Source organism: Streptomyces sp. NPDC060027 (genome assembly GCF_042737005.1).
Lineage (GTDB): Bacteria > Actinomycetota > Actinomycetes > Streptomycetales > Streptomycetaceae > Streptomyces.
Genome location: NZ_JBHWVI010000009.1, coordinates 40,040 through 66,700, shown reverse-complemented (window position 1 = coordinate 66,700; position 26,661 = coordinate 40,040). Strand labels below are relative to the sequence as shown.

Sequence of the window (26,661 nt, the reverse complement as noted above, 5' to 3'; positions counted from 1 at the left end):
TCCTGGTCTGTCGGGCTCATCCCTTCGGCGGTGGGGCGAACCGGGTGAGCCCGTGGGCCACCAGCCGGTCGAAGAAGCCCTCGTCGAGCGCGGCCGGCTCCGGGAGGGCGCAACGGAGGACGCCGTAGGTGTGGTCGCTGCGGAACGACGGCAGCAGGTACCCGGGCTCCAGGCCCAGCATCCGGCGGCCGATCGGACCCATGTGCATCAGCGGTGCCACCTCGGGGTCCTCACGGCGGTGCGCCGCCAGTTCCCACCACTTCTCGGGCGACACCTCGGCCAGCGGGTAGCCGGCCCGGCGAAGCGCGTCGAAGGCGTGCATGAGCGAGACCGGCCGGGGCTTGACCATGTGGTACGCCTGGCCCCCTGTCCGACCGACGGAGAGCCCCGCGATGTGGCGGGCGACGAGATCGACCGCCTCTCCGGGCACCGCTTCGGCCCGGTCCGGCGCGTATCCGATCGCGACCATCGCGCGCAGCACCGGCATGAGCAGGTCGGAGCTGGAGGTGTCGCCCGTCACCGAATGCCCGGTGACCAGTCCGGGGCGGTAGACCGTGCTGACGACGCCGCTGTCCGCGGCCCTGGCCACCACACGCTCGGCGGCGACCTTGGAGCGCGGGTAGCCGAGTTCCCCCGCGGTCTCCATCGACGGCCGCGTGGTCTCGTCCACCTCGGCGAGCCCGGCCTTGACCGAGTCCAGGAAGACGGCCAGCGTCGAGACGTAGTGGAAGCCGACCGGCGAACCCGAGCGTTCGGCGATGGCCGTGGCCAGGCCGATCAGCTCCCTCGTGCCGCCGACGTTGGCCGGCGCGAGCTGCGCGTACGTCGCCGTGAGATGGACCGACGCGGCGCAGTGGAAGATCCGGGTCACCTGGTCGGTGAGGGTTTTCCAGACCTGCGGCGGCACGCCGAGCCGGGGCGACTCGAGGTTGGCCGGAACGGCGACGAGCCGTGCCGGGTCGTCCGAGCCGACCTCGGCCATCCGGTTCCGCAGCCGCCGGTCGGCGGTGGCGGTGTCCGTGGCGCGGACCAGGCAGTAGATGACGGGATGGGACTGTTCCAGCAGGGCGGCGGCCAGGTGGCCGCCGAGTGATCCGGTCGCACCGGACAGAATGATCGCGGTCATGCCATCTCTCAGGTGCCGATGTGGTCTGCCAGGTGCTGGGCCAGCGCCTGGGCCGAGTTGTTCTCGGCCACCGCCTTGGGGGCGATGCGTATTCCGAGGTTCGTCTCGATCCGCGTCCGCAGTTCCAGGTTGCCGAGCGAGTCCAGGCCGTAGTCGTTGAAGGGCCGGCTGGGGTCGACGGCGCTGCGGACGATCGCCGCGGCCTCCCCCGCGACGAACCGCCGCAGCCAGGAGACGCGCTCGCCGGCGGGCAGCGCCTCGAACTCGAGCCGCAGCTCCGAGGACTGCGGGTGGTCGCCCCGGTCGTCCTTGAAGGCCGCCGCGAACGGGCTGCGCTGGGCGAGCGCGGTCAGCCAGGGCGCCCGGGAGAGCGGAAGGTAGCCGGTGTAGGGCCGGGTGCGGCGCAGCAGGGCGTCGAAGGCGTGCACCCCCTCCTCGGGAGTGATCATGGTGGTGTCGCCGGCCTCGGCGAGGACGGCGCCGCGCCCGATCTCGCCCCAGGCCCCCCACGCGATCGTGGTCACCGGCAGCCCCTTCGCGTGCCGCCAGGCGGCGAAACCGTCGAGCCAGCTGTTCGCGGCTGCGTAGGCGCCCTGCCCGGGCGAGCCGAGCAGCGCGGCGGCTGATGAGAAGCAGCAGAACCAGTCGAGGTCGTCCTCCGCGGTGGCCTGGTGGAGGTACCAGGCGCCGTAGGTCTTGGACGCCCAGTCCCGGTCGATCAGCTCGCGGGTGATGCTCGTGATGGTCGCGTCCTCCACCACCGCCGCGGCGTGCAGGACGCCGCGCAGCGGGAGCCCGGTGGCCCTGGCCGCGGCCGCCAGCCGTCCGGCGGTCCCCGGGTCCGAGATGTCCCCGCACTCGACGTGCACCTCGGTACCCGCGTCGCGCATCGCCTGGATCTCGCGGGCCGCCGCCTCGCCGGGCGCGGACCGGGAGTTCAGCACGATCCGGCCGCAGCCGGCCGCGGACAGGTGGCGGGCCAGACGCAGTCCGAGACCGCCCAGGCCGCCGGTGATGACGTACGCGCCGTCGGCGCGGTACACCGGGACCCGGTCGGGCGCGAGCACGGCCGCCGTGCCCTGTTCCACCGCCGTGGTGAGCACGAGCTTGCCCATGTGCTGGGCCGAGGCCATCCGGCGGATCGCGGTCGCCGCCTCGGCCAGCGGGAACGAGGTCGTCGTCGGCGGCGTCAGCTCGCCGGCCGCCATCCGCTCGGACACCTCCCGCAGGAGGCGACCCAGCCTGCCCGGGTCGGCCACCGCCATCAGTTCGAGGTCGACGCTGTAGAAGGCGAGGTTGCGGCGGAAGGGTGCCAGGCCCAGCTTCCCGTCGCGGTAGATGTCGCGCTTGCCGATCTCGACGAAACGGCCGCCGAAGGACAGCAGATCGAGGCCGGCGCGCTGCGCGGCACCGGTGAGCGAGTTCAGGACGACGTCGACGCCGGCTCCTGAGGTGTCCTCGCGGATGCGGTCGGCGAACTCCAGGCTGCGGGAGTCGTAGACGTGCTCGATCCCCTGCGCGCGGAGCCAGTCCCGGCGCGCCTCACTGCCGGCCGTGGCGTAGATCTCCGCCCCGACGTGCCGGGCCACCGCGATCGCCGCCTGGCCCGTTCCGCCAGTCGCCGAGTGGATCAGCACCCGCTCGCCCGGACGCAGCCTGGACAGCTCCATGAGCCCGTACCAGACGGTGGCGTACACCGCCGGGACGGCGGCGCCCTGCTCGATGCTCAGAGCGTCCGGCAGCGGCGCCGCCAGCGCCGCGCCGATCGTCGCGTGGCTGGCCCAGGCGCCCTCGGTGGCGGCGCTGGTCATCACCCGGTCGCCGACCTGGAACTCCGTCACCGCGTCGCCGACCCGGACGACGGTGCCCGCGCAGTCGACGCCGAGGGCCGGCGTCACGCCCTCGAAGGCGAAGTAGTTCCCGTGGGCGAACAGGACGTCGTGGAAGTTGATGCTGGCGGCGCCGATCTCGATCTCGATCTGGTCGGCGCCGGGGGCGCGGCGCGGGACCACGGTCAGTTCCAGCGTGTCCAGGTCGCCGGGCTGGCGGATCTCCATGCGCACGCCGTCGGCCGGGCCGCCCGCCGTTGCCGGGTGGCGCTCGTCGGCGGCGAGCGGCGCGTGCTGGAGCCGGGCGGTGTACCAGCGCCCCGCGCGCCAGGCGGTCTCGTCGTCCGCGGTGTCCGAGGTGAGTTCCGCCGCGAGGTTCTTCGCCGCCGGACCGTCCTCCTGGTCGCTACGGACGTCGATCTGGGTGGCCCGCAGTTCGGGGAACTCGGCGCCGATCACGCGGAGCAGTCCGCGGATCCCGGCGTGCTCCAGGTTGACCAGGTCGCCGGGTACGACCCGCTGCGCGCTCTCGGTGATCGTGTAGAGGCGTGGCGGGGTGCCGTCGGCTCCGGCGAGTTCCCGCGCGACCTCGACGACCGACGCCACCAGGTCACGTCCGAGGGCGACGGCGTCCTCCCCGGCGGACCCGGCCGGACGGGGGCAGAGCAGGACGACGCCGTGCCAGGGGGTGTCGGAGAGCGCGACCTGCGTGCCGGGCGCCGGCCACGGCCGGATCTCGCAGTGGGCGCCCTGTTCGCGGAGCGCCTCCGCGAGCTCGTCCGGGGCCGGCACGGACCGGGGAGACGCCAGGATCAGCCAGGGCTCGACGGTGGGCTTGCCCGTGGGCTCCGGCGGCTCCTGCTGCTGCCAGGCGATGGTGAGCAGCCGCTCGTTGAGCAGTTGGTCGGCGTTCTCCTCGCCGCTGGCGTGGGTGCCCATGACCAGGCCGTCGACGGTCAGCAGGACCGCGCCGTACTTGTCCGTCAGCCGGACGTCGGCGATCACCCGGTTGCTGTCGCTGGAGCGGAGCTGGACGTGGCAGTACCCGGCGCCGCCGACGGTCGACCACAGCTGGAGCCGCTGGACCTCCAGCGGGAGCAGCAGGCCGCCCTCGCCGTCGCCCGCGACGGCGGGCAGCGCGGCGACACATTGGAAGCAGGCGTCCAGCAGGGCGGGATGGACGGAGAAGCCGTCGTTGCCGCTGCGCAACTGGGACGGGAGGGTGACCTCGGCCAGGACGCTCCGCCCACCCTCCGCCGCCGCGCCGCGGTGGGCCGCCACGGCCCCCTGGAAGGCCGGCCCGTACTGGATGCCGCGCTCGTTCAGGGTGCCGCGCAGGTCGTCGCCCGACAGCCGCTCGGTGTGCTCCTCGATGAGCAGGTCGATGTCCAGCGGTACGGGCTCGGCCCGGTCCGCCGACGGGGCGTGCAGGGTGGCGGAGGCGAGCCGTGCCCGCTCGTCGTTCTCGGTGGTGACCGCCTCCCAGCGGGCCTGCCCCGGGCTGTCCACCGTCGCGGACGTGGACAGGTCGGTGTTTCCGCTGAGCAGCAGCATGCGCTCGAACTTCAGGTTGTGGACCTCGGCGCCGGGCCCGAAGATCTCGGCGGCGGCGGTCAGGGCGGACTCGCAGTGCGCCGCTCCCGGATAGGCCGCGACGTCCCGCACCCGGTGGTCGGTCAGCCAGGGCAGCACCGAGGTACCGACGTCCGACTGCCAGGCGTGGCGCTCCTCGTCCTCGTCGAGGCGGATGTGTACGCCCAGCAGCGGGTGGATCCTGACCGTGTGGGCGAGCCGCGACTGGCCGGGCCTGACCAGCAGGTGCTGCCGGGTCCAGGTCGGCAGCGGCGCGTCGACCAGCTCGCCGCCCGGGTACAGGGCGGCGAAGTCGACACCGCCGCCCGCGGCGTGCACCTCGATGAGGCTGTGCAGCAGGCCGTACGGGGTCTCCTGGGCGCGCCGCATGCTCGCGATGGCGTTCGCGGGCAGGCTCGCCGACCGGGCGCACTGGTCCACCGCCCGGGTCAGCAGCGGGTGGGGGGAGAGTTCGAGGAACACGCGGTGGCCGTCGTCGAGCGCGGCCATCACCGCGTCGCCGAAGCGGACGGGCCGGCGGAGGTTGCCGACCCAGTAGTCGGCGTCGAACGAGGGCCGGAGTCGCGGGTCGTCCATCGCGGTGCTGTACATCGGCACCGTCCCGGTGGTCGGGGCCAGATCGGCGAGCACGTCGGCGAGTTCGGCGAGGATCGGGTCGACCTGCGGGGAGTGCGAGGCGACGTCGACGGCCACCTCGCGCGCCAGCACGCCCCGGCGCTCCCACTCCACGATCAGGTCGCGGACCCGCTCGGTGGCTCCGCCGATCACCGTGGACTCCGGTGAGGCGATGACCGACACGACGACGTCGTCGAGGCCCGCCAGCTCCTGCTCGACGCGGGCGGCGGGCAGCTCGACCGAGGCCATCGCGCCCGCGCCGGCCAGCCTGGCGCACAGCCGGGACCGGCGGCAGATCACCTTGACGCCGTCCTCGAGCGAGAGTGCTCCGGCGACGACGGAGGCCGCGACCTCGCCGAGCGAGTGCCCGATGACCGCGCCCGGCCGGACACCGGCCGCCCGCCAGGCCGCGGCGAGTCCCACCTGCATGGCGAACAGGGTCGGCTGCACCCGGTCGATGCCCGTCACCGTCTCCGGCGAGGTCAGCGCCGCGGTCACCGAGAAGCCCGACTCGCGCTGGATGAGCGGCTCGGCCTCCGCGACCAGGGCGGCGAACGCCGGTTCGGTGGCGAGCAGTGAGGCGCCCATGCCGGCCCACTGGGAGCCCTGGCCGGAGAACAGCCAGACCGGGCCGCGCGAGTCGTCGCCGGTCGCGGGGGCCGGGGGTCGCGCGGCGAGCTGGTCGCCGAGGCCGCGCAGGCCGGCGATCAGCTCCTCGCGGTCCGTGGCGATCACCGCGGTGCGTAGGTCGCGGTGATCGCGGCACCGGGCGAGGGTGTAGCCGAGGTCGGACGGCTCGACCTCGTCATGGGCGCTGAGCCAGTCCGCGATGCGCGTCGCGGTCGGCGCGAGTTCCTCCGTCGAGGTGGCCGACAGCGGGAACAGCAGCCGCTCCCGCGTGCGCCGCGGGGCCGGCCGGGTGACGACCGGCGCCTCCTCGAGGATCGCGTGCGCGTTCGTGCCGGTCATGCCGAAGGCGGAGACCGCCGCGCGCCGGGGCCGCCGCTCGTCCGGCCAGGGCTGTATCTCGCCGGGCACGAACAGGTGGGTGGGCAGCGAGCTGATCTCCTGGTTCAGCTCGTTCAGGTGCAGGGTCCCGGGCACGACGCCGCGCTGGAGCGCCAGGATCGCGGTGATGAGGCCCGCCGTGCCCGCCGCGGACTCGGTGTGGCCGATGTTCGACTTGACCGAGCTCACGGCGCATCCGCTGTCGCGGCCGTACACCTCGGCCAGCGCCCGGAACTCGATGGGGTCGCCGACCGGGGTCCCGGTGCCGTGCGCCTGCACCAGCCCGATCGTCTCCGGCTCGGCACCCGCGTCGGCCAGGGCGGCCCGGTGCACCGCCACCTGGGCGGACTCCGAGGGCATCGTGATCGTCTCGGTCCTGCCGTCCTGGTTCGAGGCGACGCCCTTGATCACCGCGAGGATGCGGTCCCCGTCGGCCAGCGCGTCCGAGGCGCGCTTCAGGAGCAGCACGCCGCAGCCCTCGGACCGGACGAACCCGTCGGCCCCCTGGTCGAAGGGCCGGCACCGGCCGGTGGGCGAGAGCATCCCCAGACCGGACGAGGACACGGTCGCGTCCGGAACCAGCATGATCATGCAGCCGCCGGCCAGCGCCATGTCGCTCTCGCCGCCGCGGATGCTCTGGACCGCCAGGTTCACCGACGTCAGACCCGAGGAACAGGCGGTGTCGATGCTCAGGGCCGGGCCGGTGAGGCCCAGCGCGAAGGCGATCCGGCCCGACCCCATGCTCGGGGCGGAGCCGGTGAAGCCGTACGGGTGGATCTTCTCCTGTTCCTGGGGGCCGTGGCAGGCGAGGGCGTAGTCCATGTGCGCCATCCCGACGAACACGCCGGTGCGCGTGCCCGCGAGCGCGGACGGCCGCATCCCGGCGTGCTCGACCGCCTCCCAGGCGGTCTCCAGCAGGACCCGGTGCTGCGGGTCGGTGGACAGCGCCTCACGCTCGCCGAGCTTGAAGAACTTCGCGTCGAAACCCGCGACATCGGTGAGGAAGCCGCCCCAGCGGGACACGGACCGGCCGGGCACGCCCTTCTCCGGGTCGTAGTAGTCCTCCGCGTTCCAGCGGTCCGCCGGGACGTCCGTGATCGCGTCGCCGCCGCGCTCGATCAGATCCCACAAACCCTCTGGGGAATCGATTCCACCCGGGAATCGGCACCCGATGCCAATGACCGCGATATCCCTGGGATCCGACACGACGACTCCTTTTTGCGGAACGGACCGTACTTGGCGATCCAACGAGAGTTGCTGTCCAGCTGGTCAATCTTCTTTAATGTGCGCAATTCATCCGTGACCGTGCTCAGAACGACGTCACCACCGGCCCGCGTGGACACGTGCGGAGGGCGACGGCCAGGGAGAGATCCGTCTCGGAGCGCACCCAGACCGGCACCCGCGCGCCCCGGTAGGACGCCTCCAGCGCGTCGCCGGAGCGGCTGAGCTCGACGCGCCAGAACAGCAGGTCGTCCTTGGTCTCCGGGCCGTACAGCACCTTGAAAGCCGCTTCCTTGGCGGCGAACAGCTCCCGCGAGGTGAATCCCGCTCCCGGTACGAGCAGCGTGTGCCGCTCCGGTTCACGCAGGACGAACCGGGCGACGCGGGGACCGATCACCGCGTCCTCGATGTCGACGCCGACCCCGGCACCACCCGGGACCACCACCGCGACGGCCAGCCGGCCGGTGTGCGAGATCGACCCGGCGAAGCCCGGCGGAAAGCGCGGCCGGCCGTCGGCGTGGCGCGACACGACGGATGTGGCGGCGCCGGCCGCGGCGAGTGCCGCCGATGCCGCACGGCGGCCGGCCGCGGACTCCTGGGCCGGGCCGTACGGCCGCCGGACCGGACGCCAGGCGATCCGGACGCCCGCCGCCACCTCGGCGGGAAGCGGCAGGTCGACGGTCACCGTGCGCCCTCAGACCCGGAGTGCCAGCACGTGGTCGGCGAGCGACTCGACCGAGCGCAGGGCCTCCGGCCGGACGTCGTCGTCCCACTCGAAGCCGAAGGCGTCCTCCATCGCCACCAGCAGGCTGACCAGCGCGTTGGACGACACCCCCGCCTGGCGCAGGGACGCCGAGTCGGGGACGCCGCTGAGGAACCCGGCATCGGTGAACAGGCCGAGCAGCAGTTCTCTGATGCGCAGCCGCACCTCCGCCGCCCGGTCAGGCACGCGCTTCCACTTCCCCGATGAACTTGTGCACGAGGGCCTGGAAGTGCTCGGCGTCGTCCACGTAGGGCACGTGGCCGGCCTTCGGCATGATCTCGTGCCGGCCGTCGGGGAACTGCTCTGCCAGTTCCTTGGCGCCCGTCGAGCCCAGCAGGAAGTCGTCGTCGCCGATGACGACGAGCGTCGGTGCCTGGATGCCGGCCAGCATCTGGGGCTTGTGCTCGTCCTTCATGGCGTGGGTGAGGCCGTTGACCAGGTCCTCGACGGTGGACAGGGCCGAGAAGGCCTCCCGGAAGGCCAGGTAGCCCGGAGAGCCGAGGAACTCGTTCATCTCGGCGCTGAAGACCTCCGGGTACATGTGCTCGTAGAGGCCCGCGACGCCGTGGGTCTGCAGCGTACGGAGCCACGCCCGCTGCACCTGCCGCTGGCGCCGCATGCCGCGGGGGCCGAAGACGGGCCCCGTCAGTACGAGGCCCCTGATGCGGTCCGGGTGCTTGATCGCCATGTCCCGGGCCAGCACGGTGGAGGTCGACACCCCGATGAGATACGTCGACTCGATCTCCAGGGCGTCGAGCAGGCCGATCAGGTCGGTGATGTGCTCGTCCCAGGTCGGCTCCTCGGGGATGTGCGAGGAGGCCCCGTGGTTGCACATGTCGTAGCTGAGGAGGCGGTAGTCCTTCTCCAGCTGCTCGCTGAACACGCGCCATGACGGGCTGGTGAGGAAGAAGGGGTTGACCATGGTGATCGGCGTGCCCTCGCCGCGGGACTCGTAGTAGAGCTCCACCCCCTCCCGCGTGGGGATCCGAGGCGTGTCCTCGCGGTAGGTGAGATCCATGCGGGACAGGTTCTCGTAGCCTGGCATCGGTTCTATCCTTTCCCTCCGTCGAGGGCGTCGGCGCCCTCGACGATGTGCGCGAAGGCGGCGACGATGTCGGCCGCCGGGCGTTCCTGCGAGACGGCACCGCAGGACAGACCGCAGTACAGCGCCATCTCCTCGACGCGGCCGGTGGTGGAGACGGTCGGTGTCGCGGCGCTGAACCGCGGCACCACGTGCTGTTTCCCCTCGACCACCGTGCGGCCGATGAACTTCTTGGGCTGGTCCGGGTCGCGGGTGACGTTCGTGGCGAGGACGCGGTGGCGCCGGCCCGGCCATCCGATCTCGTACACATCGGTGATCACCGTGTCGGCCTCGCCGGAGGTGCGGACCGCGGTCTTGAAGTACGGGTGGGCCATCGACTCGCGGGCGACCACGAAGGCGGTGCCGAGCAGGACGCCGTCGGCTCCGGCGGCGACCGCCCGGGCGGCCTGGGCCGGCGAGCCGATCCCGCCCGCCGCGACGAGGCAGGTGTCGGGCAGCAGGGCACGCAGCTCGGCGACCAGGTCGTCCCGGTTCGGCGTACCGAGGAGGTGGCCGCCCGCCTCGACGCCCTGCGCCACCACGATCGCGCCGTGCCCGGCCGCGCGCACACCGTCCTCGACGGTCCCGATCTGGACGACGAGTCGGCGTCCCGCGGCGGTGATCCGGTCGAGCACGGCGTCGTCGGCCATGCCGAACAGGGAGAGGTAGACGTGCCGCGGTGTCCGGTCGAGCACCTGCGCGACCTGCCGGACGAGCTCGTCCGGTCCGACGACCTCCGGGATCAGATTCACGCCGACCGGGCGGTCGGTTCCCGCGACGAGCCGCCCGAGCATGGCGGACAGCGGGTCGTCGACCAGCTTGTAGCCGCCCGCACAGCCCCCCGCGCCGGCCTCGGACACCGCGCATGCCAGGTCCGGGCCCGCGACGCCACCCATCCCCGACTGGAGCAGGCTCACCCGGATGCCGAGCACCTCTGCCAACGTGGCGCGCATCAGCTCAGGTTCTCCACTGCGGACAGCGCGGCGGCACTGTCGCCGAAGCGCTGGGTCAGGGTGTGCACCCACCGCTCCAGGCCGAAGGCGAGGCAGCTGGTGTGCGCGGTGTCGCCGTCGGCCCGGATGGAGCACCGCTCGCCGAAGAAGTTCCGGTGGTAGTTCACCGAGCCGATCGCCAGGCCGTCGACGACGAACTCCTCCTTGACCGGGAACAGCCGCTGCATCTTGGCCTTGCCGCTGTTCTTGTCGAAGAAGGGATCGGTCGCGACCTCGACCTGCACGTCCAGCCCGAGCTCGGCGCAGAGCGTCAGCACGGTGTCCTTGGCGCGTGTGAGGTGCTGCTTGGCGCCGTGCTCCGGGCCGATGAAGACGATCTCCCGCATCGAGAAGCCCAGCAGCCGCTGGAGGCCGTCGTAGTGGTCCTCGTTGCGGAAGCAGGTGGCGAGCGTCGTCCGGGTGATCCCGCTGTCGGGCAGCGCCGTGCCGGCCAGGTCGAGATAGATGGCGTAGCAGGCCGCCGACGGCAGCGCGAAGGCGGCCGGTTCCATGATCTCGGGCGGTACGGTGTCCAGCGGCCTCGGCGTCTCGGTCAGCAGCTTGCCGAGGCGGTGCGGGTCGAGCCGGGTCGCGGCCAGACCCAGGTGCGGGAAGTTGTCGAAGTAGTCGAAGGTGTCCAGGTCCTTGCACCGGATCAGGAAGGGGAACCGGAACTCCGGGGCCTGCCATCCCTCGGCCAAGCGTTGGAACACCGAGTCGAGCGCCCGCAGCAGACGCAGCTGGCCGCCGTCCAGAACGCTCAGGCCGTTGTCCGTCGCTGTGGTCATCACGCCGCCTTCTGCTTGAAGAATCGCGCTTCGATCGCGTTGAGCGTGCGGAAGTCGTCCAGGTCCAACTCTTCGGGATCGATCGCCTCGCCGGTCAACTCCTCCAGCAGGAAGATGAATTCGACGAAGGCGAGGGAGTTGATGGCCCGGCTGTCGATCAGGTCGAGATCGCCGTCCAGCCGGTCGAGTTCGGGGTTGCGCCCCAGGATGAACTCCTGGACGGACTGCATGGGTTCGGTCATCACTCGGCCGGCTCCCCGATGCCCACGCCCGACTTCTCGAGGAAGCGTCTCGTCCGCTTCAGCACCCGGTCGTGCGCCGCCTTCCTGGCGGGGTGTCGCAGCGCGCGCCGCCGCAGGTTCAGCGCGTCCGGGATGCCCGCGTCACGGTAGGCGGCGGGGTTGTAGAGGGTGGCGATGCTGTACTGCAGGTACTTCTCTAGGTATTCGGCTATGAGGGGGACCTCGGCGGGATCGCGCCGGGTCACCTGGTCGAGCAGGTTGACGAAGATCATCCGGCCGAACGCGACATGCCGGCTCTCGTCCTGGTGATGCACCCGGTTGACCTCTCGGGCGATGTGCGGCAGCGTCTCGTCCGTCGCCATGTGCGCGTTGTAGTGGTCGACGATCTCCTCGAAGATCAGGACGCGCGCGAACACGACCAACTCGCGGGCCAGCGGCGAGAGATGCTCCACCGAGTCGGCCCGCAGCTTCGGCTGCGCCCCGTACAGCTTGCCGCCGTAGCGCAGACAGAACTGGGCGAAGAACCACATGTGCTCGTTCTCTTCGCCGATGAAGTGGTGCAGGAACTCCGAGACGCCCGCGTAGGCGCGCTCGTGGATGCGCATGACCACCTCGGTCAGCAGCTCACGGATGCCGTGGATGTTGAGGCTGAAGAAGTTGATCGCCTCGTACCGGGTCAGTGCGAGCTGCTGTTCGCGGGTCAGCTCGTCCCACATCTCGGTGCCGGCCAGCGTGGTCAGGCTCTCGCTCATCCAGGGCTTGTCGGCCTCGATGGCGTCGGGCCAGTCGAAGGCCGTGTAGGGGTTGTAGTAGCCGGACTCCGCCATCTGTTCCAGCCGGTCCAGGTCCAGCACGACCGGTTCGATTTCGCGTACAGCCATGTGCAAACGTCTCCTCAACGCACCGATCGGATATCCGCACGCACGTGGACCGGCGTCCGTGAGCCGCAGTCGTGATGGCCCAGAGCGGCGTTGCCAGAGGCGGTGGACGGAATGACTTTGTTGTAGATCGATCCGAGGCACAGCTCCTGGAAGTCACCGGTGCTCGCGGAGAGCCGCGCGGCGAGCTGGGCCTTGGCGATGTCGATGGTCTTGAGCCTGCCGTCGTCGTCCTCGACCTCGACGCAGGCGTGCGGCAGATCCAGGGCGCCGCCGACCACACCGCAGAACCAGCCCCGTTTCGCCTCGGCCCGGTACCCGGCGTCCCGGAAGCGCTCGGCGAGCAGCAGGCTGGCCGCGATGCAGCTCGTCGCGCCCAGCTCGTGCACCAGCGCGTAGTCGGCCTGCATGGGCACGGGAATCATCTGCCAGCGATAGCCGGCCGCCAGGTACTCGCTGGTCAGCCGCCGCAGTACCGGGGAGAGCACCGGAGTGCGCGCACCGGTCGTGGTGACCGTGGCCTTGTACGTGGCCGACGCGGAGCCCGGTGCCGGCGCCGTCACGTCGGTGAGGCTCCCGCCGAACCGCGCGATGTCCGGCTCCTCCAGGCGCCACGGGGCCTCCCCCGCACAGTCGAGGCATTCCAGGTGGACCTGGAAGTCCCAGGTCTTCGTGCGGAGCAGGGCGTCCACCGGCCGGCCGGCGAACCGGAAGAGCATGCGGAACGCGAGTTCCGGCTGGGTCTTCGAGGTGTTCGAGTACATGCCCAGGTTGTAGAGATCGTTCGGGTCGAAGTGACGGATTCCGGACCGGTCCTCGTACGGCAGTCCGGCGGCGACGAGCCGATCGATCTCCGCAGCTCCACAATGCAGCATGGCCTGCGCCACCGATTCCGGCTGATTCTTGTTGGAATATTTGGCAGGAACGAATTCGATAGAATGCGCCACCTTTTCCCAGGGCGTATCCACCGTTACAGATTGGCCCGACACAGTCCATCTCCCGATACAGGATCAACACGATGATCGCCAACGAACCCTGTCGACGCTATCAGCGGGACCACTTGGCGCGACAGATTAATCCCGCACCTTTCCTCGTGCATTCTTCATTGAACGCGTGGACATGCTGGATCACCCCACCGGTAATCCGATACGGTGAGGAAATCGCTCGTTCTCGTTCTCGTACTCGCTCTCGCGGACGGGCGGGAGGTGTTCCCGGGCCGGGTACGAGAGCTCGTGTTCAGGTGCGCGGGGCGCCGACGTCCGCGGGCGGCGCGGCCGTCGCCGGGCCCTGCCCGGGCGGGTCCGGTACGGGGGTGGCGCCGCGCCGGGACAGCAGCGGGCCGGCCATCGCCGTCGTGACGAGGGCCATGATCACGAGCATGGTGAACATGCGCCCGTCCAGGACACCCAGGCTGACGGCGGCGTTGAGGATGATGAGTTCGGTCAGGCCCCGGGTGTTCATGAGCAGTCCCAGGTCCGACGCCTCTCGCCAGGAGAAGCCGGCCATCCGGGCCGGCAGGATCGCGCCGACCAGCTTGCCGACGCAGGCCACGGCAATGATCGCGACCAGCGCCAGGACGTCACCCCCGGTCAGCGCGCCGAGGTCCACGCCGAGCCCGGTGACGATGAAGAAGACCGGGAGCAGCACGACGCTGACGTGGTCCAGGGGCCGGCGTACGTGCTCGGCCAGGACCATGGCGGGCTCCTGGGGCATGACGAACCCGAACAGGAACGCCCCGAAGATCGCGTGAATGCCGATCCAGGTGGTCAGCCAGGCCGAGGTCAGCGCGCCCGCGCACAGCACCGACAGCAGCGCGGACCAGCGCTCGGTGGCGGCCCAGCGCCACACCAGGCGGGCCACCAGCGGCCGTACGACCAGCAGCATCCCGGCCACGTAGAGCAGGCTGTACAGCCCGATGCGGCCCAGCTCGGAGTAGTCGCCGTGCGCGGTGACGAGGGCCGAGACGTACGCCAGAAGACACCAGGCGAGCAGGTCGTCTATGGCGGCGCTGGCCAGCGACAGCGAACCGGCCCTGGAGTCCATGAGCTTGTTCTCGTGCAGGATCCGGGCCAGCACCGGGAAGGCGGTCACCGACATCGCGGTGCCGAGGAAGGTCGCGAACGCCGCGAAGGAGATGTGACGCCCGGCCACCGAGGCGTGCTCGTCGTACAGGAACGGCGCGAGGGCCACGCCCAGTCCGAAGGCGACCGCGATCGACGTCAGCGAGACCCCCGCGGCCAGCCGGGCGTGCGGCCTGATCAGGCGCTTCTCGAACTCCCAGCCGACCACGAACATGAACAGGACGAGGCCCACCTGGGAGACCGCGGACAGCAGCGGCCGTACGTCGGCGGGGAAGATGCGTGCCGTCAGGTCGCCCGGCAGCAGGCCGAGCACGCTGGGCCCGAGCAGGATGCCCGCCGTGATCTCGCCGATCACCATCGGTTGACGGAACTTCTGGGCGAGCCGCCCCAGTGCCGCACCCGCCACCAGCACCAGAGCCATGTCGGCGAACAGGATCGCGAGCTTCATGTCCTGGGCACCGGCCCCGGCGAGGGCGGTCATCGCTGTGTTCCCTTCTGCGGCGGCGTGCCGTGGGTCCACGGCACGTACAGGGGCTCCCCCACGGGCGGAATCCCCTCGTCGGGCGGTAACCAGGCAGCCGCCTTGATGCTCAGCCCATTGCCTTGCTCAGCCATCGACTTTTCGACCCTTTCTCGGGTGAGAGTCCATGCGAATACACGGCCGCTATCGGAGCCGTCACGATACTTACGGGAAATGTCTTACGGAACATGGAGAATGCACTTTCACCGGTGCATCCGTCACCGGCGCGGCCGTTCACCCCGCCACGAGCCACGCTATACCCGACTCCCCATGCCTCATCAACCCCTATCGCACCCTTAGCCGAGCGTAATAGGGGTGTGCATAGGGGTGGAGCTGGGGTATCAGGGGTTCTTGATCGCACAGTAGGGTCGACCGGGAATTGGACCGCCCAGTAAATCACCCGTTCCCGAGCACTCGAATCTCTTGGATATCACGGGGAGCCGTACGGTCAATGGCTGATGAAGAAAAGCTGCGTCAGTATCTGAAGAAGGCCACCGGCGATCTGCAGCGTATGGCCCGCAAACTGTACGAGGCCGAACTCAGGGATTCGGAGCCCGTCGCGATCGTCGGCATGGGCTGCCGGTTCCCGCCCGACCTGCGTTCCGCGGCGGACCTCTGGCGGTTCGTGGCCGGCGAGGGCGACGGCATCTCGGCGTTTCCCGACGACCGGGGCTGGGGCGCGATCGGCGTGCCCGGCGGCGGCACCCGGGCGACGCCGGAACCGACGGCGTACCAAGGAGGCTTCGTCGCCGGAGCCGACCGTTTCGACGCCGAGTTCTTCGGGATCGGTGAACACGAGGCACTGGCGATGGACCCGCAGCAGCGGCTGCTCCTGGAGACCGCGTGGGACGCGGTGGAGCACGCCGGCCTGGATCCGGCCGGCCTGCGCGGGACCCGGACGGGCGTCTACGCAGGTGTCTCCTACTGTCACTACGGCGCGGGACCGCAGGCGGTGCTCCCGGCAGGCGTCGAGGACCAGTTGATCGTGGGCGGCGCCCCGAGCACGACGTCCGGCCGGGTCGCCTACGTCATGGGACTGCACGGGCCGGCCATCAGCATCGACACGGCCTGCTCCTCCTCGCTGGTGGCCATCCACCAGGCTTGTCAGGGACTTCGGCGCGGCGACAGCGAGCTCGCGCTGGCCGGCGGCGTCACGATCATGGCCACGCCGGACGTCGTCCTCGAGTTCGACCGCCGCGGCGCTCTCGCCGGGGACGGCAGATGCAAGCCCTTCGCGGCCGCCGCGGACGGCATGGGGTTCGGCGAGGGTGCCGGGCTGCTGGTGCTGGAACGACTGTCCGTGGCACTGCGCAACGGCCGCGAGGTGCTCGCGGTCATCCGCGGTTCGGCGGTGAACCAGGACGGTGCGACGAATGGGTTGACCTCACCGAGCCGTGCGGCCCAGGAGGCGGTCATCCGGCAGGCGTTGGCGGACGCCGGGCTCACCCCCGACCAGGTGGACGCGGTGGAAGGGCACGGCACCGGCACCCCACTGGGCGACTCGATCGAGGCCGAGGCCGTCATCGCCGCGTACGGCGAGAACAGGACGGCGGACCGGCCCCTGCGGCTGGGTTCGGTCAAGTCGAACATCGGCCACACCCAGACCGCGTCCGGGGTGGCGAGCGTGATCAAGACGGTCATGTCGATCCGGGCGGGAACACACGCGCGGACCCTGCACGTCGACCGGCCGTCCACCTATGTGGACTGGTCCGGCGGGACGGTCGCGCTGACCACCGAGTCGGTCCCGTGGCCGGCCGACGGCCGGCCACGGCGGGCCGGTGTGTCCTCCTTCGGTATCAGCGGCACCAACGCGCACCTGATCCTGGAGGAGCATGCCGCCGCTGACGGCGCATCCGCCCCGACGCCGGACACCGCCGACGATGTCCCGACCCCCTGGGTGCTGTCGGCGAAGACCGAGCCGGCGCTGCGCGCCATGGCCGCGGAGCTCGGCGACTTCCTCACCGCCCAACCGGCCCCCACCGCGGGGGTCGCGAGGTCGCTCGCCCGCACGCGGGCGGGGTTCAGGCACCGCGCGGTCAGCACGGGTGCCTCCGCCGACGAACACCTCGCCGCGCTCGCGGCTCTGGCCCGGGGCGAGGACGCACCCGGCCTGATCACCGGTGCGGTCACCGCCGCTAAGACGGCCGTCGTGTTCACCGGTGGCGAGCCGGGAACCGGTGACGCGACCCGGAGGCTGGCGGACCGGTTCCCCGCCTTCGCCGAGGCGTACGCCGAGGTCCGCACGTGTGTGGAGGCCCGTCTCGACGGGCCGCTGACGGTGTACCCGCATGCCGCCGCGTTCGCCCTCCAGGTGGCGCTGTACCGCCTGATCCGCTCGTGCGGAGTGCTGCCCGACCTGGTCGCCGGGGCGGGGATCGGCGAGATCACCGCGGCTCATGCCGCCGGTGTCCTGTCGCTGGACGATGCCGGAGCACTCGCGGCCGCGGCCGCCGCGCATGCGGCCGGCGCCGAGGACCGCGGGGCCGAGGAGCTGTTGCGGGTCACCGCGGAGCGGGTCGGCCGGGCGAAACCGCGCATCCCGCTCGTCTCCCCCGGAGAAGCCGGCCGCCCGGACCACTGGGCGACGGGCGCCTTCCTGCGGACCGGCACCGAGGACGTCCTGTCCGGCGTGCGGTCGCAGGGGGTGACGTCCTGCCTGGAGCTGGACCCCGGGGCCGTCGTCACCGACGACCGGGTACTGGAACTCCTCGCGACGGCGTACACGGCCGGTACGGACGTGTCGTGGAGCGTCTGGACCGGGACGGATACCGGCGGGGTCCGCCTGCCCGGCTATCCGTTCCAGCGCAAGCGGTACTGGCTCGACGCGCCGGACGCCCGGGGCCGAGGCGGGCACGATACCGCCCGGGAGCCCGTGCACCCGCTGCTCGGGGGCACGATCGACCTCGCCGACGCCACCGAGCGGCGGTTCGTCCGGACAGCTCCGGCACGCGAACCCTGGTACGTCGCCCAGTACCGGTTGCGCGGCGCGCCCGCCCTGCCGCCCGCCGCCGTCGCCGAATGGGGACTGGCGGCCGCGCGCCACGGAGCGCCCGACGGTGGCGGCGCCCGGACGATCGAGAACCTCACCTTCGGTGCACCGGTCACGCTGCCCGGCACACGTGTGCCGGCCCTTCAGACGGCGGCCGAAACCCACGGCGCGGTCCGCCGGATCAGGGGATTCAGCGCGGAGCCCGAGGACGCCGGCCCCGGCTGGACCCTCCGGTTCACCGCCTCGGCCACCGAGGAGATCCCGCCGGTCCCCTCCCGCACGGACCTGGACCGGCTGCGCTCCCGGATGACCGAGCAGGATCCCGGCACGCTGTTCGCGCGGCTCGGCGACGCCGGAATCACCTGCGGCCCGGCCTTCCGGGACGCAACCCGGCGCTGGTGGCGGGCGGAGAACGAGGCGCTGGCCCTCATCGAGACCGACGTGGCCGCCACCGACAGCGAGCCCTACCTTCTCCACCCCGTGGTGCTGGAGGCGTGCTTCCTGACCGCACTGCCGCTCGTCGCCGACGCGGGCACCGGCACCGGCACCGGCACTGTTCTGTGGCTGCCTTCGGGTCTTTCACGCCTCACCCGCCACCGCGATCTGCCACCGCGGATCTGGTGCCACGTCCGCCGTACGGCGGACGGCCCGATCCATCTGGAGCTGTACTCCGACACCGGCGAACCGCTCGTCACCGTCGCGGGGCTCAGGTACCGCGCGTCCGACCTGGCGGAACAGACGGGGGCCCGCGCGGAGCCGGACGACGCCGAACCGTGGGACGGCGACGGGCTGTCGCGGCTCGCCGTCGAGGATCCGCGGACGGCGCGCAGCGCGCTCACGGACCTGCTGTTCACCCGGGTGACCGCCCTGGTCGAGGGGCTCGCGGACGACCGGGAGACCCTGCGCGCCCGGTTCGCCGGCACCCGGCTGGGCGATCTCGGCATGGACTCGCTGCGCACGATGCGGCTCCGCGAGCAGTTCCGTACGGAGCTTCGCGTGGACGTACCGCCGCAGCGCCTGCTCGGCGACACCACCGTGGCGGACATCGTCGACCTGGTCTGCCGGACCCTGGCCGCCCGGAGCCTCGTCGTGGATGCCGAGGAGCCGGAGGCCGCCGGAATGATCGAAGAACTCATCCTGTAACCGCCAGGAAGGCAGGCACGATGACCACCGATCTCTTCGCCGAGTTGTACCGCCGCGGGGTGAGAATGCGGCTGGCCGACGGCCGGCTTCACGTGACGGCCCCGCCCGGTGCTCTCACCCCGGAACTGCGCGAGGAGATGAGGCTTCGCAGGGACGAGCTCATCGAGATCATCTCGCGCCTCGAAGACGCGGACGAGCCCGCGGGCCTGGCTCCCCGGCCCGAGGAGCGGCACGAGCCGTTTCCGCTGACGGACATCCAGCAGGCGTACTGGGTGGGCCGGACCCCGGTGGTGGAGCTCGGCGGCAACTCGACCCACTGCTACCTGGAGTTCGACGCCGCGGATCTCGACGTCCCGAGGCTGAGCCGGAGTCTGGACCGGTTGGTCCGGCACCACGACATGCTCCGGGCGGTCATCCAGCCCGACGGCCGCCAGCGTGTGCTGCCCGAGGTACCGCCGTACGACATCCAGGTCACGGACCTGGCCGGCCTCGACGACACGGCGCAGGAAGCGGGAATCGCGCGGATCCGGGAGGAGTTGGCGCACCAGGTCCTGCCCGCCGACCGGTGGCCGCTGTTCGAGGTCCGCGTGACCCGGCTGGACGGCGGGCGGTGGCGCCTGCACCTCAGCCTGGACATGCTGGTCCTGGACGGGTTCAGCTTCGGGATCTTCCAGCGGGACTGGTTCCGCTTCTACAGCCGGCCGGACGCCCCGCCCGAGCCCCTCGACGTCACCTTCCGCGACTGCGTTCTCGCCGAGCGACGGCAGCAGGGCGAAGGGCGGTTCGAAGCCGACAAGCGGTACTGGCTGGACCGGCTCGACCGGCTGCCGCCCGCTCCCGAACTGCCCCTGGCCGTCCAGCCCGGACAGCTCTCCTGTCCGAAGTTCGCCCGGCACCACGCCCGGCTGTCCCGCGACCGGTGGTCCGCCATCAAGGAGACGGCGCGGCGCCGGGGTCTCACCCCGTCCGCCGTGCTCGTCGCCGCCTACGCCGATGTGCTCCGGCGCTGGTCGAAACGGCCCGAGCTCACGCTCAACCTGACGCTGTTCAACCGGCCGCCGCTCCACCCCCGGATCGGCGAAGTGATCGGCGACTTCACCTCGTTGGTCCTCCTGGAGACGCGGCCCGAGCCGGAGGACTCCTTCGCGGCGCGGGTGAAGCGCCTGCACCACCAGCTCATGGACGATCTCGGGCACTCCACCTACTCGGGGGTCCGCGTACTGCGGGAGCGGGCCAGGCGGCTGGGCGGCCGGCCGGGTGCCGGGATGCCGGTGGTGTTCACGAGCATGATCGGCTTCGACTCCGGGTCCAACCCCACCGAGACGGCCCAGGTGTTCGGCGACGTCGTGTACGGCGTCAGCCAGACGCCCCAGGTCTGGCTGGATTACCAGGTGCTCGAGGACCGGGGCGAGCTGCTGGTCAACTGGGACTACGTCGAGGACCTCTTCCCCGCCGGCATGCTGGAGGAGATGTTCCTCGCTCACCGGACGTGCCTGGAGCGCCTCGGCGAGAGCGAGGCCGCGTGGGACGAGCGAGAGCTCGTCACGCTTCCGGCCGCGCAGGCCGACGAGCGCCGTCGGGTCAACGAGACCGGGGCGTCCATCCCCGGGCGCACCCTCTGCGGCCTGGTCGAGGAGCAGGCCGGGCGGACCCCGGACGCGATCGCCGTGATCTCGGCCGACGGCGAGCACACCTACCGCGAGCTGGTCGACGACGCCCACCGGCTGGCCCACGTCCTGCAGTCGCTGGACGCGACCCGGGACACCCTGATCGGCGTCATCGCCGAGAAGGGGTACGAGCAGGTGGCGGCGGCCCTCGGCGTCACCCGGTCCGGGGCCGCCTACCTGCCGGTCGAGCCGCGCTGGCCGGCCGCCCGGAGGGAGCAGCTCCTTCGACAGGGCCAGGTCCGGGTGCTGGTCACGACACCGCACCTGCGCGACGAGCTGACCTGGCCGGACGGCATCCGGCTGGTGACCCTCGCCGACGCCGAGGTGCGGTCCGCCCCGTCCACCCCGCCGTCGACCGGTCCCGACCCGGACGACCTGGCTTACGTGATCTTCACCTCCGGGTCGACCGGCACGCCGAAGGGCGTGATGATCGACCACCGGGCCGCGGCCAACACCATCCAGGACCTCAACGACCGCTTCCGTGTCACGTCCGACGACCGCGTGCTGGCGCTGTCCGCGCTCAGCTTCGACCTCTCCGTGTACGACGTCTTCGGTCTGCCGGCCGCGGGAGGCGCGGTCGTCATGCCGGAGCCGGGCAGGTCGCAGGAGCCGCGGCACTGGACCGACCTGGTGGACCGGCACCGAGTGACGCTCTGGAACACCGTGCCGGCCCTCATGCAGGCGTGGATCGACGCGCACGATCCGGCGGCTCCCCCGCCCGGGCGTGGGCTGCGGCTGGTCATGATGAGCGGTGACTGGATTCCCGTGACGCTGCCGGACCGGATCCGCGCGGTCTATCCCACGGCGCAGGTGATGAGCCTGGGCGGCGCCACCGAGGCGTCGATCTGGTCGATCCACCACCCGATCGGCGCGGTGCCCCCGCACTGGTCACGGATCCCCTACGGCAAGCCGCTCGCCAACCAGACCATGCACGTGTACGACCAGTGGCTGGAGCCCAGCCCGGTCTGGACGACGGGTGAGATCTACATCGGCGGAAGCGGCGTGGCCCGCGGCTACTGGGCCGATCCCGAGCGGACGGCGGAGCGGTTCGTCGTGCATCCCCGGACCAAGGCCCGCCTCTACCGGACCGGCGACCTCGGCCGCTATCTCCCCGGCGGGGACATCGAGTTCCTGGGGCGCGAGGACTCGCAGATCAAACTCAACGGCTACCGCATCGAGCTCGGTGAGATCGCGGCCCCCCTGCGGCGGCATCCTGGCGTCCGTGACGCGCTGGTCACCGTGGACACCAACCCCAGGACGGGCCGCCGCCAGCTGGTCGCCTACCTGGTGCCCGCGGAAGGAGAGGCCACCGCGGGACAGACGCACCCCGACGCCGAAGCGCTGCGGGCCACGCTCGAAGAGACCCTGCCGGAATACATGGTGCCCCGCCACTACCTCGTCATCCCCAAGGTGCCGCTGAGCACGAACGGGAAGGTCGACGTGTCGGCGCTGCCGGCCCCGAGGGAACGGCAGGCCTCCGGCAGCCTCCAGGCGCCGCGGGACGAGCTGGAGCGGACGCTGCTGTCCTTCTGGCAGGAGGTCCTGGAGCGCGACGACTTCGGGACGGAGGAGAACTTCTTCGAACTCGGCGGGGACTCCCTGCACGCGATCGGCGTCCTGGAACGGATCACCAAGGAGTTCGGCACGTCCGAAAGCCAGGACGACGGACTGCGCCGGCTCTTCGAGAACCCCACGGTCGCACGGCTGGCCGCCGTCATGCGGGCCGAGGGCCAGGGGTGTTGACCCGTGCGCCCCTCGTGATCCCGGCCTGACCGGGGTAGGGAATCCGCTGCCGGAAACCGGCGGCGGATTCCGCCAGACCCGACGTCGTCGACCGGGCAACGGGCAGACCGCAGCCCCCGGTTCAGGTCGGGGGCTGCGGCCCGGTCGGGCGGGGCCCTCCGGCCACCGGTGCGGATGTCTCCGTCCGCACCGGGCGCCGAGAGGGCCCTCGTCTCCCCTCGGTCAGGGAGATGTCACCGCGGGGCGAGCGTCTGCGGCGCGATCTCCTCGTGATCGCTCGCCGTCTCCTCGCGGCTCAGGGCACTCGGCCACCACATCCGCCGACCGAGGTCGTAGGTCAGGGCGGTGACGAGGACGGAGCGCACCAGGAAGGTGTCGAGGAGTACGCCGAACGCGACCGCGAAGCCGATCTCCGCCGCGAAGACCAGGGGCAGCGTCGCGAGCGCGGCGAACGTTCCGGCGAGCACGATGCCCGCCGACGTGATCACGCCGCCGGTGGCGTTCAGGCCGCGCAGCGCTCCGCGCCGGGTGCCGTGCGCCTTGGATTCCTCGTGCACCCGGGTCATCAGGAAGATGTTGTAGTCAACTCCCAGGGCGATGAGGAAGACGAAGATCCACAACGGAATCGCCGGGTCGGCTCCGGCGAACCCGAAGATGTGCTTGAAGGTCAGGGCGCTCACCCCGAGTGCCGCCGCGAACGACAGCACGACCGTGCCGAGCAGGACCAGCGGCGCGACGACGGCTCGCAGCAGCACGCCGATGATGAGGCCCACGACGATCAGGACGAGCGGCACCAGCAGGGTCCGGTCGTGCTGGGCGGCCCTCTTGTAGTCGAGGTTGACCGCGTTGCCCCCGCCGACCTTGGCCTCGGCGCCGGGCACGGCGTGCACCGCGTCGCGCAGCCGGTCGACGGTCGCGAACGCCGCCTTGCTGTTCGAGGGGGCCGTCAGCGTGCCCTCCAGGTAGACATGGCCGTCCTTCACCACCGGCGGGGTGACGTCCGTGATCCCGGGCGTGCCGGCCACCGCGGACCGCAGCGGTTCGGCCGCGCCGGCGGCGCCGATGATCTGGGCGGGATCGCCGCCGCCGGCCGGGAAGTGCACGGCCATCGCCTGCTCCCCGGTGACGGCTTCGGGCGTGCTGGTGAAGGAGTCCTTCATCTGCATGTTGTCCGCCGTGAACCCGATCAGGCCGAGGGCCAGCACGCCCAGCACGGCCGAGGTCCCGATCCAGGTGGCACGCGGCCCGCGGGACACCACGCTCCCGATCCACGCCCAGGGACCGCGCTGCGGCGGCTGCGGGGAGCCGAACGCCGGCCGGACCGGCCAGAACACCCAGCGCCCGAGGATGACGAGGAGAGCCGGAAGGAGGGTGACCATGACGGCCAGGGCGCTCGCGACGCCGATGGCCAGCGCTGGACCCAGGCTCTTGGTCGAGTTGAGGTCGGCCGCGAGGAAGCACAGCAGGCTCAGCGTCAGCGTCACGGCACTGGCGACGATGGCCGACCCCGAGCGCCGCAGGGCGACCGCCATCGCCTCGTGCCGGTCCTCGTGCCGGCGCAGCTCCTCGCGGTAGCGGGCGATGAGCAGCAGGGCGTAGTCGGTGCCCGCGCCGAAGACCAGCACCGTGAGGATGAACTGGGTGTCCCCCTTGACCGTCAGGCTCCCGTACCGGGCGAAGAGGTAGATCGCCGCCTGTGCGACGAACAGGGCCACGCCCACGCAGATCAGCGGGGCGATCCACAGCACCGGGCTGCGATAGGTGAGCAGCAGGATCACGAAGACGATCGCGACCGTGAGCAGGAGCAGCGCCTTGTCGGCGCCCGCGAACGCGTCGGCCTGGTCCGCGGCGTAGCCCGCGGGTCCGGTGACGTGCGTGGTGAGGCCCTGATGGGAGTCGAGGATCGACCGCATGTCCTTGACGGCGGCCTCGATCTCGCTGGAGCCCGTCTGTCCGCTGCCCCCGGCCTTGACGGGGACGACGATCTCGATGGCCCGTCCGTCCTTCGCGACCACCGGGCCGACGATGGGCGTGGTCACGTGCTTCGACTCCGCGAAGCGCCCGGCATCCGCCTTGGCCACGGCCCGGTCGTCCGCGGTGACGGCGCCGTCGGCCCGCTCGTAGATGACGACCGCCGAACTGATGTCCGGGGTGAACTCCTTCGCCAGATCGATGGCCTGGGTCGACTCGGCGTCCTTCGGCAGGAACGTGCCCACTTCGTTCTTCACGACGCTGTCGAACTTGCCGCTGAACACGCCGGCGACCGCCAACAGGCCGATCCAGAAGGCGAGGACGGCCCACTTGGCCCTCCGGCCGGACGGGATTGCTGTTACTCGCATGGAATCTCCGCTGATGGGTTCGGGCAGGAGGCATGCCGACCGCCCGAACAAGGTCGTTGTCCAGGTGCCGCGGCATGCCGGTCCGTCCTGACGGGCCCGGCTCAAGCCGGTGAAGCGCTCCTCAGCCCTGCTTGCTGTACAGGCGGAGGGTGATGGGGCCGCACACGAGGGTGATGGCGGCGGTCGCGACGAGCGACCAGACGACCGAGCCGCCGGCGCCACCGGTGTCGTTCATCAGGCCCCGGGCCGCGCTCGCGACATGGCTGAGCGGATTGACGTCGACGAAGGCCTGGAGCCAGCCGGGCATGGTGCTGGGCTGGACGAAGACGTTGCTGGCGAACGACAGCGGCATCAGTACGGCGTTGGCGATGCTGATGACGACGGCCGGGTCCCGGACGGCCAGGGCGACCGCGGCCCACAGCAGGGAGAGCGAGAGCCCGAAGGCGATGACCAGGGCGACCGCGGCGAGCACGCCCAGTACGCCGCCGTCGGGGCGGTAGCCCATGACCATGCCGAGGACCACCACGATGGCGGAGGCGAACAGGTAGCGGGCGACATCGCTGAGCAGGCCGCCGAGCACGAAGGCGCCGCGCCAGACCGGCAGGCCGCGGAAGCGGTCGAAGGCTCCGCTGCGCACGTCCTGGGCGAGGCGGCCACCGCCGTACATGGTGACGATGGCGATGCTCATGCTCAGTACGCCGGGCAGCAGGACCTTGAGGTATTCGCCGGTCGAACCGCTGATGGCGCCGCCGAACAGGTAGGTGAACAGCACGGTGAAGAGGATCGGGATGGCTGCCGAGTCGACGAGCTGCTTGGGGTCGTGCTTGAGCTTGAGCATGGCGCGCCCGCCGAAGGTGGCCGAGGCGGCGAGCGCCCCGGCACGGTGGCGGGTGCGTCCCGCGGCGAGCAGCGCGTCGATCGGGTCCTCCGCCGCAGCGGGGCGCGTGGAGACGGCAGGGGTACTCATGCGGTCAGTTCCTCGTGGTCGATGGTGGCCGGGGCTGCCCGGTGGCCGGTCAGGGCGAGGAAGGCCTCGTCCAGGCTGGGCTGACCCAGGGAGAGATCGGCGATGCCCACCCCGGCCTCGGAGAGCCGGGTCATGGCGTGCCCGACCAGGCGGCCCGTGTCCGTCGCGTCGGAAGGGGTGGCGAGCATCATGGACAGGGCGAGCGGGTCGGCGGCGGGCCGAACCGTCCCCTCCAGGGCGCCGGCCAGGATCTGCAGGGCTTGCGGACGCTGCTCGCCGTCGAGGAGCCGGACGTGCAGAGTGCCCGAGCCGACCCGGGACTTGAGCTGGGCGCTGGTGCCCTCGGCCACGACCCGGCCGTTGTCGATGACCGCGATCTGCTCGGCGAGCTGGTCGGCCTCTTCGAGGTACTGGGTGGTGAGCAGCACCGTCGTGCCGGCGGCGGCGACCCGGCGCACCAGCTCCCACACCTGGTTGCGGCTGCGTGGGTCGAGGCCGGTGGTCGGCTCGTCGAGGAACAGCAGGTCGGGGGTCACGATCAGGCTGGCGCCGATGTCGAGCCGGCGCCGCATGCCGCCCGAATAGCCGCCCACCGGGCGTCCGGCCGCGCCGGTCAGGTCGAACGCGGCGAGCAGGGCGTCGGCCCGCCGTCTGCCGGCGGCCCTGGACAGCCCCTGGAGCCGGCCGAGGATCATCAGGTTCTCGTATCCCGTCAGATCCTCGTCGAGGGAGGCGAACTGGCCGGTCATCGCTACCCGCGCCCGGATCGCGTCCGTCTCGGTCAGCACGTCGTGGCCGAGGACGCGGGCGGTGCCGCCGTCGGGTCGGGTCAGCGTGGCCAGGATGCGGATCGTGGTGGTCTTGCCCGCGCCGTTGGGGCCGAGGAACCCGAACACCTGACCGCGCCGGATCGTCAGATCGATCCCGTCCAGCGCTCGCTTCTCCCCGTAGACCTTGACCAGGCCGTGCGCCTCGATCGCCGGATGATCTTCACCCACGCTCATGTTTGGCATGCTGTAAGAATTAGCTATCTCTTACAACTTGTCAAGATTAGGGCCAGAGCCTTACTATTCCTG

Annotated in this window: 16 protein-coding genes; 2 read left to right on the top strand and 14 right to left on the bottom strand. The window is 71.4% G+C overall.

The window, feature by feature from the left end; genetic code table 11:
• Window positions 1-16: 16 nt before the first annotated feature.
• The 11 genes from ACFWBT_RS04195 to ACFWBT_RS04145 all read right to left on the bottom strand — a co-directional run bounded on the left by ACFWBT_RS04195 (window position 17) and on the right by ACFWBT_RS04145 (window position 14,698).
• On the bottom strand, window positions 17-1,126 hold the full coding sequence (locus tag ACFWBT_RS04195) for a thioester reductase domain-containing protein (RefSeq protein ID WP_385695646.1): 1,110 nt from the start codon (window positions 1,124-1,126) through the stop codon (window positions 17-19).
• 8 nt (window positions 1,127-1,134) lie between these two features.
• Window positions 1,135-7,377 carry an SDR family NAD(P)-dependent oxidoreductase gene (locus ACFWBT_RS04190; protein WP_385695644.1) on the bottom strand — a complete coding sequence of 2,081 codons (6,243 nt, stop codon included), beginning with the start codon at window positions 7,375-7,377 and terminating at the stop codon, window positions 1,135-1,137.
• 103 nt (window positions 7,378-7,480) lie between these two features.
• The gene (locus tag ACFWBT_RS04185; RefSeq protein WP_385695641.1) at window positions 7,481-8,077 is read right to left on the bottom strand and encodes a 4'-phosphopantetheinyl transferase superfamily protein; all 597 of its coding nucleotides are present in this window, start codon (window positions 8,075-8,077) and stop codon (window positions 7,481-7,483) included.
• Window positions 8,078-8,086: 9 nt separating this feature from the next.
• Entirely contained in the window at window positions 8,087-8,341 is a 255-nt protein-coding gene (locus ACFWBT_RS04180) for a hypothetical protein (RefSeq protein ID WP_385695638.1), read from the bottom strand.
• A complete protein-coding gene (locus ACFWBT_RS04175) occupies window positions 8,334-9,200 on the bottom strand; it encodes an alpha/beta fold hydrolase (RefSeq protein ID WP_385695635.1) in 867 nt (288 codons plus the stop codon). The genes ACFWBT_RS04180 and ACFWBT_RS04175 overlap by 8 nt, the downstream gene beginning before the upstream one ends.
• A 5-nt stretch (window positions 9,201-9,205) precedes the next feature.
• Window positions 9,206-10,189 carry an NAD(P)H-dependent flavin oxidoreductase gene (locus ACFWBT_RS04170; RefSeq protein WP_385695634.1) on the bottom strand — a complete coding sequence of 328 codons (984 nt, stop codon included), beginning with the start codon at window positions 10,187-10,189 and terminating at the stop codon, window positions 9,206-9,208.
• The gene (locus ACFWBT_RS04165; RefSeq protein ID WP_385695631.1) at window positions 10,189-11,016 is read right to left on the bottom strand and encodes a hypothetical protein; all 828 of its coding nucleotides are present in this window, start codon (window positions 11,014-11,016) and stop codon (window positions 10,189-10,191) included. The genes ACFWBT_RS04170 and ACFWBT_RS04165 overlap by 1 nt, the downstream gene beginning before the upstream one ends.
• A complete protein-coding gene (locus ACFWBT_RS04160) occupies window positions 11,016-11,258 on the bottom strand; it encodes an acyl carrier protein (RefSeq protein WP_385695629.1) in 243 nt (80 codons plus the stop codon). The genes ACFWBT_RS04165 and ACFWBT_RS04160 overlap by 1 nt, the downstream gene beginning before the upstream one ends.
• Window positions 11,258-12,139 (bottom strand): diiron oxygenase, encoded by an 882-nt coding sequence (locus ACFWBT_RS04155; protein WP_385695626.1) that lies wholly within the window; start codon window positions 12,137-12,139, stop codon window positions 11,258-11,260. The genes ACFWBT_RS04160 and ACFWBT_RS04155 overlap by 1 nt, the downstream gene beginning before the upstream one ends.
• A 14-nt stretch (window positions 12,140-12,153) precedes the next feature.
• Window positions 12,154-13,011 (bottom strand): hypothetical protein, encoded by an 858-nt coding sequence (locus ACFWBT_RS04150; protein ID WP_385695624.1) that lies wholly within the window; start codon window positions 13,009-13,011, stop codon window positions 12,154-12,156.
• A 361-nt stretch (window positions 13,012-13,372) separates the two neighbouring features.
• Entirely contained in the window at window positions 13,373-14,698 is a 1,326-nt protein-coding gene (locus ACFWBT_RS04145) for a cation:proton antiporter (protein ID WP_385695621.1), read from the bottom strand.
• A 490-nt stretch (window positions 14,699-15,188) separates the two neighbouring features.
• Between ACFWBT_RS04145 and ACFWBT_RS04140 the strand changes: the two genes are divergently transcribed.
• A complete protein-coding gene (locus tag ACFWBT_RS04140; RefSeq protein WP_385695619.1) occupies window positions 15,189-18,869 on the top strand; it encodes a type I polyketide synthase in 3,681 nt (1,226 codons plus the stop codon).
• A 20-nt stretch (window positions 18,870-18,889) separates the two neighbouring features.
• On the top strand, window positions 18,890-22,279 hold the full coding sequence (locus tag ACFWBT_RS04135; RefSeq protein WP_385695617.1) for an amino acid adenylation domain-containing protein: 3,390 nt from the start codon (window positions 18,890-18,892) through the stop codon (window positions 22,277-22,279).
• A gap of 233 nt (window positions 22,280-22,512) precedes the next feature.
• Here ACFWBT_RS04135 and ACFWBT_RS04130 read toward each other — a convergent pair whose 3' ends face one another.
• The 3 genes from ACFWBT_RS04130 to ACFWBT_RS04120 all read right to left on the bottom strand — a co-directional run bounded on the left by ACFWBT_RS04130 (window position 22,513) and on the right by ACFWBT_RS04120 (window position 26,589).
• A complete protein-coding gene (locus ACFWBT_RS04130) occupies window positions 22,513-24,618 on the bottom strand; it encodes an MMPL family transporter (protein WP_385695614.1) in 2,106 nt (701 codons plus the stop codon).
• A 121-nt stretch (window positions 24,619-24,739) separates the two neighbouring features.
• The gene (locus ACFWBT_RS04125; protein WP_385695611.1) at window positions 24,740-25,585 is read right to left on the bottom strand and encodes an ABC transporter permease; all 846 of its coding nucleotides are present in this window, start codon (window positions 25,583-25,585) and stop codon (window positions 24,740-24,742) included.
• The gene (locus ACFWBT_RS04120; protein WP_385695608.1) at window positions 25,582-26,589 is read right to left on the bottom strand and encodes an ATP-binding cassette domain-containing protein; all 1,008 of its coding nucleotides are present in this window, start codon (window positions 26,587-26,589) and stop codon (window positions 25,582-25,584) included. Before ACFWBT_RS04120 ends, ACFWBT_RS04125 begins: the two co-directional genes overlap by 4 nt.
• Window positions 26,590-26,661 lie beyond the last annotated feature (72 nt).

Excerpts from the sequence above, each read along its gene's own strand:
- ACFWBT_RS04195 (WP_385695646.1), bottom strand. The coding sequence starts at position 1,126 with ATGACCGCGATCATTCTGTCCGGTGCGACCGGATCACTCGGCGGCCAC.
- ACFWBT_RS04175 (WP_385695635.1), bottom strand. The coding sequence starts at position 9,200 with ATGCCAGGCTACGAGAACCTGTCCCGCATGGATCTCACCTACCGCGAG.
- ACFWBT_RS04170 (WP_385695634.1), bottom strand. The coding sequence starts at position 10,189 with ATGCGCGCCACGTTGGCAGAGGTGCTCGGCATCCGGGTGAGCCTGCTC.
- ACFWBT_RS04165 (WP_385695631.1), bottom strand. The coding sequence starts at position 11,016 with ATGACCACAGCGACGGACAACGGCCTGAGCGTTCTGGACGGCGGCCAG.
- ACFWBT_RS04160 (WP_385695629.1), bottom strand. The coding sequence starts at position 11,258 with ATGACCGAACCCATGCAGTCCGTCCAGGAGTTCATCCTGGGGCGCAAC.
- ACFWBT_RS04155 (WP_385695626.1), bottom strand. The coding sequence starts at position 12,139 with ATGGCTGTACGCGAAATCGAACCGGTCGTGCTGGACCTGGACCGGCTG.
- ACFWBT_RS04150 (WP_385695624.1), bottom strand. The coding sequence starts at position 13,011 with ATGCTGCATTGTGGAGCTGCGGAGATCGATCGGCTCGTCGCCGCCGGA.
- ACFWBT_RS04145 (WP_385695621.1), bottom strand. The coding sequence starts at position 14,698 with ATGACCGCCCTCGCCGGGGCCGGTGCCCAGGACATGAAGCTCGCGATC.
- ACFWBT_RS04140 (WP_385695619.1), top strand. The coding sequence starts at position 15,189 with ATGGCTGATGAAGAAAAGCTGCGTCAGTATCTGAAGAAGGCCACCGGC.
- ACFWBT_RS04135 (WP_385695617.1), top strand. The coding sequence starts at position 18,890 with ATGACCACCGATCTCTTCGCCGAGTTGTACCGCCGCGGGGTGAGAATG.
- ACFWBT_RS04130 (WP_385695614.1), bottom strand. The coding sequence starts at position 24,618 with ATGCGAGTAACAGCAATCCCGTCCGGCCGGAGGGCCAAGTGGGCCGTC.
- ACFWBT_RS04125 (WP_385695611.1), bottom strand. The coding sequence starts at position 25,585 with ATGAGTACCCCTGCCGTCTCCACGCGCCCCGCTGCGGCGGAGGACCCG.
- ACFWBT_RS04120 (WP_385695608.1), bottom strand. The coding sequence starts at position 26,589 with ATGAGCGTGGGTGAAGATCATCCGGCGATCGAGGCGCACGGCCTGGTC.